Here is an 11807-nt window from a genome sequence, read left to right as displayed (position 1 = left end):
CGCCTACTGGATCGGCGAGTATTGCTTCGACGGCCTGCGCCTGGATGCCACCCAGAGCATGCAGGACGATTCGGCCGACCACATCATCGCCGAGATCGCGCGCACCGCACGCGCGGCCGCCGGCGGCCGCCGGATCGTGATCATCGGTGAGAACGAGCCGCAGGAGACCCGGCTGGTGCGCCCGCAGGATAAGGGCGGCTTCGGGCTGGACGCGTTGTGGAACGACGATCTGCACCATTCGGCCATGGTGGCGGTGACCGGACGCCGCCCGGCCTATTACCAGGACCATCGCGGCAGCCCCCAGGAGTTCGTCTCCGCGGCCAAGCACGGCTACCTGTTCCAGGGCCAGGGCTATGCGCAGCAGGGCAAGCGGCGCGGCACGCCCGGCCTGGACCTGCCGCCTTGGACGATGGTGAGCTTCACCCAGAACCACGACCAGATCGCCAACAGCGCCCACGGCCTGCGCCTGCACCAGCGCACCGATCCTGCCCGGCTGCGCGCGCTGACCGGGCTCATGCTGCTCCTGCCGGCCACGCCCATGCTGTTCCAGGGCCAGGAGTTCGCGGCCTCCGCCCCGTTCTTCTATTTCGCGGACCATGGACCGGAGCTGGCCACCAGCGTGCGGGAGGGCCGGAGGAACTTCCTCGGCCAGTTCCCGGCCGTGGCCACGGCGGAGATGCAGGCCCGGCTGACCGACCCTGTCTCGCCCGAACTGTTCCAGCGCTGCAAGCTCGATTGGACGGAAGCGGAGCGCCACCACCATACCTGTGCGCTGCACCGCGACCTCCTGCGGCTGCGCCACGAAGACCCGGTGTTCGCCGCGCAGGGCAGGCACGGCCTGGACGGCGCCGTGCTGGGGCCGGAGGCGTTCCTCCTGCGCTTCTTCGGCGAGGAGGGCGACGATCGCCTGATGCTGGTCAATCTCGGGGCGGACCTGGAGCGGGCCAGCCTGCCGGAGCCCCTGCTTGCGCCACCTGCCGGGCGGGCCTGGCGGCTGCTCTGGTCGAGCGAATCGCCCGACTATGACGGCGGCGGCACCCCACCGGTCGAGAACGGGACCGGCTGGTCGATCATGGGCCACGCTACGCTGGTGCTGGCAGCCCGGCCGGCCGGCGGGGACTAGCTGCGCCTGGGCAGGGGCACCAGATCGGCATGCACGCCACGGGCGCCGAACAGGCGCCCTTCGGCCGGTGAATCATAGACCACCAGCAGTTCCGGCCCGTCTGGCCCCTCCAGCACCGTCGCCCCTTCGGCATGATCGCAGCCGGACCCGGCCGGCAGGTCCAGCACCGCGGGACAGCCGTCCCGTCCAGTGATGGTCTCGGCCGCCTCGCCGCCCGGTGGAGCCCAGCGATGCAGCCGGACCGGGCCGTCCAGGTCCATGGTCGGGCCTGCCAGGACCAGGAGGTCGCCATCCAGCCAGCACAGCTCACGGATGCCGCAGCCGTCCAGGTCCAGGAAGTGCTTGCGGTAGCGCAGCCCGCCCGGGCCCAGTCTGCCGAGCTTCAGCCGGTCACCTCGCACCTTCACCCGGACCTCCAGGATGATGGCCCAGCCGCGCAGGACCGGGCCGCGCAGCCCGAGCATGACTCGCTCCCCCTGCACGGCCACGCCCTCGATGTCGAAACCGTTCTCCTTGGCCGGGACCTCCATGAATGGGGCGAGATGGCGGTCGTCGCGCAGGACGTCGAGCAGGGCGCTCCGCTTGCGCCCGGCACGCAGCCGGGCCGCCTGCATCGGCGCGCCACGGGCTTCCTCGCCCGCCCTGCCCGCCTCGTCGAGCAAGGCCAGGGGAATGCATGCCAGGATCCGCCGGTTGGGATTGCGGTCGATGTCGGCCAGCTCGTCAAGCGCCTCCTCCTGGCTGTTCTCGCCGAGATCGGGCTTGTCGCGGGTGAACGAGTGCGATCCGGCGACCCAGAGATGGTCGCCATCCACCGCCAGGCCTTCGACGTCGATCTCCGGGTCCTCCTTGCCCACAGGCAGCTTCAGCAGCCTGGTCAGGTCGAAGGCTTGGTGCTCGCCGAACTCCTGCCCGTCGATCCGGCGCAGCCGCTCGATCATCGCTCCCTCGTCGGTGGCGAGCCACAGATAGCCGCCGCCAAATGCCACTGCCGACAGGTCGGAGCGGGCTTTGTCGGCACGGTTGGCCATGTTCTGGCCGCCGAGTGCCAGCTTCACCCGGGAGAACGGCGGACCTGCGGGCACCTCAGCCACGGTGTGCCCCTTGCTGCCGATCGGGTTCGACCACGACATCGGGCGGTGCGTCCCGGTCGTTCGTCTCCTCCAGGATCCGCTCGAGTTCGCCCTCCTCCACCGCCCGGGCGGTCGCGCGCGGGCTGCCGCGCTGCACTCGCCGCAGGCCCGCGGATGGTGCCAGCGCATGCCCGGCCTCGCTCTCGGCCGCCACCTCCGCCAGCGCATCGGCATGGAGCAGACGATGCTCCACCGCATGCCGGGCGAACGCCATGCTGTCCGAGGCCAGCAGCAGAGTGCTGCCGGCTTCCGCCATCGCCGCCGCCAGGCCGTTGATCTCGGCGATGCGCCGCTGGTCGCAGGACACGTTGCGGATATAGACGGCCAGCACGCGGCCCGGATGCTCGGCCACGATCTGCCGGTACACTTCGGGATCATGTTGCCCGCTGTCGCCGATCAGGATGAACGGCAGGTCGTCATAAAGGGCCAGCATGTTGCGGATCAGCTCATGCTTGTGGTGTTCGGCCTTGCGCGGCAGCGGCGACTTCCAGCTTATCCCCCACTCGCGCAGGAACAGGATGGGCCCTACCGGGATGCGGTTGCGGTCGAAGAACTCGTCGAGCACGTCGTAGATGCCCCAGGGTGCCCGGGACACGTAGAGCATCGGGTTGCCCTCGATGCCGGTCCGGCCCCGGTGGAACGCCCGGTACAGGGCGGCCACACCCGGGAAAGCCACCCGGCTCTCGGCCTCCTGGACGAACAGGTGCCAGAGCATCTTCAGCTTGTTGGCCACGCCGGTGTACATCACCGTGTCGTCGATGTCGCTGATCACCACGTAGCGGCACTGCTCGGGCGGGATGAACACCTGGCCCGTGGCCCGTACCGGGCGCGGCTCGTCCATGCGCAGCTCGACCTCGTGCCATGCGTTCCGGCGCGGCGGGGGCCGCTCGGGTCGCAGATGGATCCGAAAGTAGCCGTCGCGGTCGGTCTGCGTCTGCAATTTCGTGCCGGCGAAGCTGGCGGTCACGGTGGCATCCGGCACAGCGCGCCGCACGATCCGGCGCAGGATGTCGTGCAGGTCCCCGCTCAGTTCGCTGCGCTTGGCAGCCCGTTCCGGCGGCGACTGCCAGAACGCGCGGCCGATCAGGAAGATCTCTTTGCACGAGCCATAGCCGCGATAGGGCTCGAGCACGACGCCACGCTCGCCCTGGGCGTGCCGTGCTGGCCGGCCGAGCACCCGCAGCATCCGGTAGGTGCCCCGGCGCAAGGTCGGCAGCAGGCCACTCTGGCTCATTCCTCCGCATCCTCCTCCGGGCCAAGTCCGGCTGTTCAACGGCTGACGGCGCTGCCGGTCCCCGGGCGTGCGCGCGACTTGTCGAATGACATGTTATAACATAAACAGTTCCGGGCCGGCCGATGCCGGTGCGCGCCGCCCGGAGAACTAAGCTTGCCGTCCTTTCGCCATCTGCCCCGCCGCTCCTGGCTGCAGAGCTCCGCGCTCGACCGGCTAATCCCGGTGGCGCTGGTGGTGGCGGCCCTGTGGGTTCTGGTCGGGTGGGCCACCGACCAATGGTGAGCTCCGCCGGACCGGCCGTGCGACTGCACGACCTGACTCTCACCTACCGGCGCCACCCGGCCGTGCACCATCTGTCCGGCCGCTTCGCGCCCGGCTCGCTGACCGCCCTGGTCGGCCCCAACGGCGCGGGCAAGTCAACCCTGCTCAAGGCGATCATGGGTGCCATGCGCCCGCATTCCGGCAGGCTCGAGCTGGAGGGCATCGGCCGGCAGGACATCGCCTACCTGCCGCAGATCGCCGAACTGGACCGCAGCTTCCCGATCAACGTGCTGGACCTGGTGGCGCTGGGCGCCTGGCGGCGGGTCGGCATGTTTGGCCGGCTGGCCGGCAGCCATGTCGAGCAGGCGCGCGAGGCGATCGCCGCGGTCGGCCTTGCCGGCTTCGAGCGGCGGGTGATCGGGACCTTGTCCGGCGGCCAGCTCCAGCGCGCTTTGTTTGCCCGGATGCTCCTGCAGGACGCCCGCCTCCTGCTCCTGGACGAGCCGTTCGCCGCAGTGGACGCGCGCACCACGCGCGACCTGCTGGCCCTGATCGCGCGCTGGCACGGCGAGGGCCGCACCATCGTGGCCGTGCTGCACGACCTGGAACTCGTGCGCGCCCATTTCCCCGAGGCGCTGCTGATCGCCCGCGAGCCGGTGGCCTGGGGTGCCACCGCCAGCGCGCTGAGCCCAGCCAACCTGCTGGCGGCACGCCGGATGAGCGAGGCCTGGGACGAAGCGGCGCTGCCTTGCGCGCAGGCCGCGTGATGCTGGACCTGCTGGCCGGGCCGTTCCTGGACTACGGCTTCATGCGCCGGGCCCTGGTGGGCTGCCTGGCCTTGTCGCTGGGTGCCTGCCCCTTGGGCGTGCTCCTGGTCCTGCGCCGGATGAGCCTGGTGGGCGATGCGATGGCCCACGCCATCCTGCCCGGTGCCGCGATCGGCTTTCTGGTAGCCGGCCTGTCCATCGTCGCCATGACGATCGGCGGTGTCGTCACCGGCCTGACCGTGGCCCTGCTGGCTGGCCTCGTGTCGCGGCTGACCCCATTGCGCGAGGATGCGAGCTTCGCGGCCTTCTACCTGGTCTCGCTGGGCCTGGGCGTGCTGCTGGTCTCGGTGCGCGGCTCCAGCGTCGACCTGCTCCACGTCCTGTTCGGCACGGTGTTGGCCCTGGACAATGCCGCTCTGTTCCTGATCGCCGCCATAGCTTCGGTGACCATGCTCACGCTGGCGCTCATCCATCGCGCCCTGATCGTGGAGTGCCTGGACCCCGGCTTCCTGCGCGCGGTCGGGGGTCACGGCATGCTCGTGCACATGCTGTTCCTGGCCCTGGTCGTGCTGAACCTGGTGGGCGGCTTCCATGCCCTGGGCACGCTGATGGTGGTGGGCATCATGATGCTGCCAGCTGCTTCCGCCCGCTTCTGGTCAGAGAACGTGGCGGGGCAGATGGCGATCGCGAGCCTCCTGGGCTTTGCCGCCTGCGTCACCGGGCTCCTGTTCTCCTATCACCACAGCCTGCCGGCCTCGCCGGCAATCATCCTCGCAGCAGGCGCCATCTACGGCGCCTCGGTCCTGCTGGGCCGCCATGGCAGCCTCTTGGCCTCGGCCCTCAGGCTCCGACATCTCCAGCACTGAACCTGCCACCCAGCCGAGGAAGATAATCGATGCTCCTGCGTCGCACGACCCTGCTGCTCCTTGGCTCCCTCGCGCTTGCGGGCCTGCCGGCCACCGGCCAGTCCGCCGATGCCCCCCTGAAGGTGGTGGCGAGCTTCTCGATTCTCGGCGACATGGTGCGCCAGATCGGCGGTGAGCATGTCGAGCTTTCGACCCTGGTCGGGCCGGATGGTGACGCACATGTGTTCGAGCCCACCCCGGCCGATGCAGAGAAGATGGCGAGCGCCCAGGTCCTGGTGGTGAACGGGCTGGACTTCGAGAGCTGGCTGCCGCGCCTCATCGAGGCTTCGGGCTTCGCCGGCACGACCGTGGTCGCGTCCGAAGGCGTCCAGCCGCGTCGTCTGGACGATGAAGGCGGGCATGCCGAGCACGGCGAGGAGCCGGATGAGCATGAGCATGCCGAGGCCGATGGCCATCACCATCACGGCCACCAGGATCCCCATGCATGGCAGAGCCTCGCCAACGGCGTGATCTATGCCCGCAACATCGGACGGGCGCTGGCCCTGGCCGATCCCGACCATGCCGCCGATTACGAGCGCGCGACCGAGGCCTATGCCGGCCGGCTGCAGGCGCTCGATGCCGAGGTGAAGGCACAGATCGCCGCCGTGCCGGCCGAGCGGCGCAGAGTGGTCACCTCGCATGACGCATTCGGCTATTTCGGCGACGCCTATGGGATCACCTTCGTCGCTCCAATGGGCCGTTCGACCGAGGCCGAGGCTTCGGCCTTCGACGTCGCCAGGATCATCGACCAGATCCGGCAGGAGAACATCAGCGCTGTATTCGTGGAGAACATTTCCAACACCCGGATGATCGAGCAGATCGCGCAGGAAACCGGTGCCGTGGTCGGCGGAGCGCTCTATTCCGACGCTTTGTCCGGGCCGGATGGCGACGCTCCCACGTACGAGAAGATGTTCGCCTGGAATGCCCTGCAGCTCAGCCGAGCCATGGCCGGTAGCTGATCCGATCAAGGACCTGAGCCGGCGTGTTGTAGATCACAGCCCGCAAGTACAAGGTCCGCTACCACACTGCCCCGTGCTCGCGCCGAAGGTGAAGGCGATCTGGCGCGAGACCTCGGGGAGTAAATGATGAAGACAGCGTTATTTCTCGTCGCCGGGCTCGCGTCGGCCATGTTCGTTGGGGGCGCCCAGGCCACCGGCGCAGCCGGATCGCGTGGCCAATATCTGGCGCAGATCATGGACTGCGGCGGCTGCCACACACCCGGCGTCTTTCTCGGCAAGCCTGATCCGGCGCGCTATCTTGGCGGCTCCGAGATCGGCTTCAAGCTCCCTGGTCTCGGCGTCTTCTATCCGCCGAACCTCACGTCCGACGAGACCGGCCTCGCTGATTGGAGCGAGGAAGACATCATCCGCGCGGTGCGCACCGGCGTCCGTCCGGACGGCCGGGAACTGGCGCCGGCGATGCCCTGGCATGCCTATGCTGCGCTGAGCGACGAGGATGCGGCAGCCCTGGCCGCCTACCTGAAAAGCCTCCCCCCCGTTCAGAACCAGGTACCAGGTCCGTTCGGTGACGCCGAAGAACCGACCGCTCCCTACATGACCGTGGTCATGCCCCAGGCGCCGGCCGCCGCTGTGGATACAGCGGGCAACTAGAACCGGAGCCGCACTCACCCGTTACAGGGCCGTTGGGCATGCCACTGCGTGGTACGTTGCCCGACCCCGCCTGTGAGGAACCAGCGAGTGCGGCCAGCCATGTCCACCAATGCCCGGGACGATTCCACTGCTCCCCAGGGAAACGAGAAGGCTAACGGGCGGGATGCCAGCAAGCCGACGGAGATTCCGCCCCGCGGCTGGTGGCAGACCCTCAAGCGCGTCGTCAGCCAGGCAAACGAGGACCGGCTGACCACGGAAGCCGCCGCCGTCACGTTCTTCGTGATCCTGTCGATCTTTCCCGGGCTGGCGGCGGCGATCTCGATCTATGGGCTGTTCGCCGATCCGGCCACCGTTACCCAGCAGATCTCGATGCTGGAAGGGATCATCCCGGGCGGCGGGATGGGACTCCTGAACCAGCAGCTCCAGAGCTTGGCATCAACCCAGAACAGCGCGCTGAGCTTTGGTGCGGTAATCGGTATCCTCACGGCGCTCTGGACCTCGAACCAGGGCACCAAGGCGATGTTCGACGCCCTGAACGTCGTCTACGAGGAAAAGGAGAAGCGCGGCTTCATCTGGCGCACGATCGTCACCTTGCTGTTCACCCTGGGCTCGCTCGTGTTCGTGATGGTGACACTCGCCGCCGTCGTGGTCCTGCCGATCGTCCTGAACTTCGTGGGCCTGGGCCAGGTAGGCGACCTCCTGATCCGGCTGGCGCGCTGGCCGATCCTGATCCTGATGATCATCGTGCTGCTGGCCGCCCTCTATCGCTACGGCCCCAGCCGGCAAAAGGCCCAGTGGCGCTGGGTGACGCCCGGCAGCATTCTGGCCGCCGTGGTCTGGGTGATCGGCTCGATGCTGTTCTCCTGGTACGTGAGCAGGTTCGGCAATTACGACGCCACTTATGGCTCGCTGGGCGCGGTGATCGGCTTCCTTACCTGGATCTGGCTCTCGGCGACCGTGGTGCTGGTGGGCGGCCAGCTCAATGCCGAGCTGGAGCACCAGACCGAACGGGATTCGACCACCGGCGCCGAGCGGCCGATGGGCAGCCGTGGTGCAGTCATGGCGGACACGGTCGCCCAGGGCTGATCCGCTATCCAGCAGCCGCGCTTGACGCGGCCGGCGACCCCAGCCCACCTTCCGCGCCCCGGGGCCCGATGGCTCTGGCGGCGTCGACAGGGAGGATAGAGCATGGCCGATTTCGTGAGCCGTTTTTCCGTAGCCGGGCAGAAGGCGTTCGTGACGGGCGCATCCAAGGGCATCGGTGCCGAGGCCTGCCGGGTGCTGGCCGATGCCGGCGCCGACATCGTTGCGGTCGCCCGCGACCGGGATGGGCTCGCGGAGATCAAGGCCGATGTTGAGGCCAAGGGGCGGCGCTGCCTGGTGGTCCAGGCGGACCTGGCCTCGGTCGAGGAGGGCCGCCGCGCCGCGAAGGAGGCCCTGGACGCCTGGGGCACCATGGACATCCTGGTCAACAATGCCGGGATCGGCTGCGGCGAGCCGATCCTGGAAGCGAGCATGGACAGCTTCGACCGGGTGATCGCCATCAACCTTCGCGCGCCGCTGCTGCTCACCCAGTTGCTGGCACCCGGCATGATCGCGCAGCGCCGCGGCAAGATCATCAACATCAGCTCGCAGGCGGCCATGATCGGCCTGCTGGGCCACGCCACCTATTCCGCCTCCAAGGGCGGGCTCAATGCGATGACCAAGGTGATGGTGGCCGAGCTCTCGCCGCACAACATCCAGGTCAACACGATCTGCCCGACCGTGATCATGACCCCGCTGGGCCAGGCCTACTGGGGCGATCCGGCGCGCTACGACCCGTTCGTCGCCAAGGTGCCGCTCGGCCGGGTGGGCCAGCCGATCGAGGTGGCCGACCTGATCCTGTTCCTGGCATCGCCGGCCTCGGACCTGATCACTGGCGACGACATCATGATCGATGGCGGCTACACCGCAGTCTGATCAGGCACCCCAACCTCCGCCGGGGTGAACAGTTCGAGCGGCCGCTCGATGCCCCGGACGGGATGGGCACCCAGCGGCCGCAGCCGGCTTGGCCCCAGTGCCGCCGCCGCCACCGGACCGATCAGGATCGCGGTGCCGAGCAGCTTGTTCTGCCCTTCCAGCCGGACCGCCAGGTTCATGGCTTCGCCATAGGCGGTGTAGTCCAGCCGCGTGCCGAGCCCGACATCGCCCACCACCACGATGCCAGTTTCCAGGCCGATCCGGGTCCGGCCGAAGCCCACGGCCTGTGCCGCCGGCTCCGCGCGGAAGCGCTCGGTCCATGCCAGGATGGCTGAGGCCGCCGCCAGCGCCCGCTCGGGATGGTCCGGCAGGTCCAGGGGCGCGTTGAAGATCGCATGGACCGCGTCGCCCACCAGCTTGTCGATCATGGCACCATGGTCGACCACGATCCGGCCAATGCCCTCCAGGTAGCGGTCGAGCAGTGCTATCAGCTCAGTCGGCGCCAGCCGGCGGGTCAGCACGGTGAAGTCCTCCAGATCGGTTGCCAGCACCGTGACCTCGCGCCACTCGCCCGCGAGCTTCAGCTGCTCAGGGCTGCGCGCCAGGCGCTCGACCACCGCCGGATGGAGGCGACGGCCGAAGCTTTCGCGCAGATGGAGCTCGCGCCGACGGGTCAGGGAGAGTGCACCCACCGCGGTGACGGCAAAGGCCCCGGCCGCCACCAGCACCGGCCCCGCCGGGTCGAGCAGCCGGTCCGCCCAGTGCAGCATGGCGCCAGCCGCACCGATCCAGGTGAGACCTAGGCCCGTCAGCATGACCAAGCCTGCGATCGGCCCCAGCCGGAGCGCTGCCAGGATCACGAGCCCGGCCAGGATCAGCCCGGCAGCCGGCTCCAGCCAGCGGGCGAGCGGCACGTCCAGCAGCACGCGGCCGCGCATGAGCTGCTCGATCGCATCGGCATGGATGCCGACCGAGGGGCTGAGTGGCGCGAATGCGGTGGCCCGCAGGCCGCCCGATTCAGGGGCGGAACTGCCGATCAGCACGATGCCGCCCTGCATCCCCTCCGTCTTCCCGCTCAGCACGGTCCGGGCGGACAGCGAGCGCGGCTCGGGCAGGGCCTTCGGCCCGAGCGGGAGGAAGCCGTCGGCGGGCAGCGGCAGCTCGCGCCCACCGACCTCCAGGCGGAGCGGGCCATCCGGCGGAGCCAGGAGCCGGTAGCCGGCCGAACCAGAGGCCAGACGCAGCGTCTCCAGGGCGAGCCCCGGCAGCACCGCCGGCCCGGCCGCCACCAGGAGCGGCACGCGGCGCACCCTTCCGTCCGGATCGCCCGGCAGCGACAGTGCGCCCAGCCCCGACGCGGCCGTCGCCAGGACCGGTGCCGGCCCGGTCCCGCCGTCACTTCGCCATAAACCGCGCAGATCCGGTCGGCCAGCCACCAGGAAGGGCGGGCCGGGCAGGTCGGCTGCGCCGTCCGGATCGAGCACGAAGCCCAGCACGGTCGCCGTCGACTCCACGGCATCCGCCAGTAGAAGGTCGCCATCCGGCAGTCGCTGGGCGAGCTCGGCCAAGGCCGGGTCCGGCGCTGCCGCCGCCAGTTGCCGCGCCAGGGCTGCGGGCGAGCGCCGGTCCGGCTCGGCGAACAGGATGTCGATCCCGATCGCCGCCGGCCCCGCTTCGGCGACCGCTGCCACCAGCTTCGCCATCGTGGCACGCGGCCAGGGCCAGGGGCCGATCGCCTCCAGGGAGGCGCGGTCGATGTCGACCACGGTGACTGCGAAGGCCGGCTCCGGGCCGCCTGCGGCTGCTTCGAGCGGGCCCATGACGAGCTGGAGCAGGTCGAGTGCCCGGACTCGCCAGACCGCGGGATCCAGCACCTGCACAGACGCCAGGAGCAGGGCGCAGAGCAGGCCCGCCAGCGCCGGGATCCGCTCCGTCATGATCCAGGTGCTGGGGCAACGGCCCCGGTCATTCGACGCTGGCGAGCGCTGCCTGGATGCGGGCGGCACCCCAGGGGGCGACCGGGCTTGGCGGAGCGCCGAGCCTGGGGATGTTGGTGCCCTCCCCTGGGTCGAGCAGCACGCTTTGCCCGGCCGCCTGCACGGAAACCCGGCCGGTGGCGACGAACACGCCGAACACGTCGTTGCTGGGGCCGGCGAAGAACCGGGTGCCGCGCACGGCGATCAGGGCATAGGGGCTCTGCACGGTCGACCCGATGCTGGGCCCGTTCTCGTCATGCTCGAGCAGCAGAGGGCCAGCCTGCAGCTCAAAGCCGCCGGCCTCGCTGGCGAGCGCGAACCGGTCGATCCGCAGGCGGGCGTTGGCGCCGAGCGCCAGGGTGGTGCGGCGGCCGAGGCGCAGGCGCAGTCGGGCATCCGCACCGGTCAGCACGAGGTCGCCCAGGTAGAGCGGTGCCTGGACGGCGAGCGGGCGGCGGACCTGGCCGCTCTGGGCGAAGGCTTGGCCACGCAGGCTCTGCACATGGCCGATGCCCGCCGCCTGCGCCCAGGCCGGATCCGCACCAGTGGCGGCAACCGCCAGCATGCCTGCCACCAGGCCTCGCCTGGGCAGGCCCGAAAATCCCGTGTCCCGGCCATCCATGTCGGCTTCCCGAAAAATCATGCCGCGGAGCATGCCACGGGCCGGCCGAATGCGGCCAGTGATCTGGATCGCTTGCCAAGTGAACGCTGCAGCAGACCGCCGCGGCTAGGGCACCTCATGGAGCGAGGCGCCGCTCGTCTCGAACGCCGTGATGTTGCCGATCGTGGTCGCCGCGATGGCCGAAAGCGCCTCCTCGGTGAAGAAGGCCTGGTGGCCG

At 69.7% G+C, this 11807-nt stretch carries 12 protein-coding genes; 8 read left to right on the top strand and 4 right to left on the bottom strand.

What is annotated here, in order from left to right:
- On the top strand, positions 1–1123 hold a 1123-nt coding region (locus EQG76_RS16970), incomplete at its 5' end, for a DUF3459 domain-containing protein (RefSeq protein ID WP_159715573.1).
- Here EQG76_RS16970 and EQG76_RS16965 read toward each other — a convergent pair.
- On the bottom strand, positions 1120–2217 hold the full coding sequence (locus EQG76_RS16965; RefSeq protein WP_159715571.1) for a DUF3616 domain-containing protein: 1098 nt from the start codon (positions 2215–2217) through the stop codon (positions 1120–1122). The two genes, EQG76_RS16970 and EQG76_RS16965, sit on opposite strands and share 4 nt — an antisense overlap.
- Positions 2210–3490 (bottom strand): App1 family protein, encoded by a 1281-nt coding sequence (locus tag EQG76_RS16960; RefSeq protein ID WP_159715569.1) that lies wholly within the window; start codon positions 3488–3490, stop codon positions 2210–2212. Before EQG76_RS16960 ends, EQG76_RS16965 begins: the two co-directional genes overlap by 8 nt.
- Positions 3491–3643: 153 nt before the next feature.
- Between EQG76_RS16960 and EQG76_RS32820 the strand changes: the two genes are divergently transcribed.
- From EQG76_RS32820 to EQG76_RS16930, 7 genes are all read left to right on the top strand, one after another.
- Positions 3644–3772 (top strand): hypothetical protein, encoded by a 129-nt coding sequence (locus tag EQG76_RS32820; RefSeq protein ID WP_255476550.1) that lies wholly within the window; start codon positions 3644–3646, stop codon positions 3770–3772.
- A complete protein-coding gene (locus EQG76_RS16955; RefSeq protein ID WP_159715567.1) occupies positions 3766–4518 on the top strand; it encodes a metal ABC transporter ATP-binding protein in 753 nt (250 codons plus the stop codon). Before EQG76_RS32820 ends, EQG76_RS16955 begins: the two co-directional genes overlap by 7 nt.
- Complete coding sequence (locus EQG76_RS16950) at positions 4518–5384, top strand: metal ABC transporter permease (protein WP_159715565.1); 867 nt, start codon at positions 4518–4520, stop codon at positions 5382–5384. Before EQG76_RS16955 ends, EQG76_RS16950 begins: the two co-directional genes overlap by 1 nt.
- Positions 5385–5419: 35 nt before the next feature.
- Positions 5420–6382: a metal ABC transporter substrate-binding protein gene (locus EQG76_RS16945; protein WP_407925548.1), complete on the top strand. Its 963-nt coding sequence runs from the start codon at positions 5420–5422 to the stop codon at positions 6380–6382.
- Positions 6383–6505: 123 nt separating this feature from the next.
- Positions 6506–7033 carry a c-type cytochrome gene (locus tag EQG76_RS16940; RefSeq protein WP_200840872.1) on the top strand — a complete coding sequence of 176 codons (528 nt, stop codon included), beginning with the start codon at positions 6506–6508 and terminating at the stop codon, positions 7031–7033.
- Between the two features lie 99 nt (positions 7034–7132).
- On the top strand, positions 7133–8119 hold the full coding sequence (locus EQG76_RS16935) for a YihY/virulence factor BrkB family protein (RefSeq protein WP_159715561.1): 987 nt from the start codon (positions 7133–7135) through the stop codon (positions 8117–8119).
- Positions 8120–8221: 102 nt separating this feature from the next.
- Complete coding sequence (locus tag EQG76_RS16930; protein ID WP_159715559.1) at positions 8222–8992, top strand: SDR family NAD(P)-dependent oxidoreductase; 771 nt, start codon at positions 8222–8224, stop codon at positions 8990–8992.
- On the opposite strand, the gene EQG76_RS16925 is transcribed toward EQG76_RS16930, so the two are convergent.
- Both EQG76_RS16925 and EQG76_RS16920 read right to left on the bottom strand, forming a co-directional pair.
- Positions 8977–10929, bottom strand: a complete 1953-nt coding sequence (locus tag EQG76_RS16925; RefSeq protein ID WP_159715557.1) for a CHASE2 domain-containing protein — start codon at positions 10927–10929, stop codon at positions 8977–8979. The two genes, EQG76_RS16930 and EQG76_RS16925, sit on opposite strands and share 16 nt — an antisense overlap.
- Positions 10930–10957: 28 nt before the next feature.
- Positions 10958–11590, bottom strand: a complete 633-nt coding sequence (locus tag EQG76_RS16920) for a FecR domain-containing protein (RefSeq protein WP_159715555.1) — start codon at positions 11588–11590, stop codon at positions 10958–10960.
- Between the last annotated feature and the right edge of the window lie 217 nt (positions 11591–11807).

The organism is Geminicoccus flavidas (genome assembly GCF_009806515.1).
GTDB lineage: Bacteria > Pseudomonadota > Alphaproteobacteria > Geminicoccales > Geminicoccaceae > Geminicoccus > Geminicoccus flavidus.
This window is presented reverse-complemented; position numbering and strand designations above follow the sequence as displayed.